Here is a 1,144-nt window from a genome sequence, read left to right as displayed (position 1 = left end):
CCGCCATCAAAGAACTACAATCTTTAGAGAAAAACTCAATCCAAAATTCCCTTGAAGCATTAAAGCTAAATACAAATATAAACTCAATAATAAGCTTAAGTAAAAATGCTCTTGATGCTAGGGTTATATCTTTATTAAATCCAAATAATAGTAGTATGGCTCTAGCCTCAGCTATAAAAAACCTTGATGGGGTAGAGTTTGCCTCTTGTGATGATGAGGCTTTAGCTTGTATGATTAGAGACTATACAAAGAGATTTGAAACTAATAATAATCTATGGGCTAATATCTTAGGAGCTAAAGCATATTTAAAAGATAATCCAGATACTAAGATATATGGTTTTATATTTGGATATGATTATGCATTTGATAGTGATATAGTTGGAGTATTCTTTAGCTATGCTAAAGCAAAAAGCAGTGGAGATAATATAGTAAATAGTAGTGATAACTACCAACTTGGTATCTACTCAAAAAGCTTCTTTGGAAATTCAGAACTAGATAGTAAAATCTACTATGGAATTAGTAAGAGTGATTATAGCAAGAATGTATTAAATAGTATCTACACAGCTGATTATGATACTAATTTTGCTGGGATTGAGCTAGAGTATGGATATGTATTTGATACTAATAATATATTTATAAAGCCACTTATTGGACTAAATTATAATTATATAAAAACAAAAGATTTTAATGAGAGTGGAGATATAAACTTACACTATAATAAAACAACTAATAAAAACGCCACTGCTAAATTAGGAGTTGAGCTTAGAAAATACTATGACGAGTATAGCTACTTCTATTTCAAACCAGCCCTTGAGAGAGATATATACAAAAGTGGCACAGATAGTGTAGCAAATTTCGTAGGAAATGAGTATAGTATAATAAGCCAAGCTGATGAGAAAAAACACACCTATATAAACACAACCTTAGGTGCTGAAGTATCTCTAAATAACTCATTTAGCATAAATGCCAACATAGGAGCAAAACTAAGAAATAATGAGAAAATCTATAATGGAACACTAGGGGTTAAGTATAAGTTTTAATTTAAAATAAATAGATAAAAAGAAAACTGAGCTATAGCTCAGTTTTTATAAAATAAAAATGCCAAACTGGGAAGGGGCTCTGATTTTTAAGGGATAGGGAAAAC

At 30.1% G+C, this 1,144-nt stretch carries 1 protein-coding gene; it reads left to right on the top strand.

Annotated features, from left to right (window positions below; genetic code table 11):
- On the top strand, positions 1 to 1,040 hold a 1,040-nt coding region (locus CSUIS19073_RS08230), incomplete at its 5' end, for an autotransporter outer membrane beta-barrel domain-containing protein (protein ID WP_337214416.1).
- Positions 1,041 to 1,144: the final 104 nt, after the last annotated feature.

Origin of the sequence: Campylobacter sp. RM19073, assembly GCF_024723495.1 — a bacterium.
Lineage (GTDB): Bacteria > Campylobacterota > Campylobacteria > Campylobacterales > Campylobacteraceae > Campylobacter > Campylobacter porcelli.
Note: the sequence above shows the minus strand (reverse complement) of the source record. Positions and strands in the feature narration are given on the sequence as shown.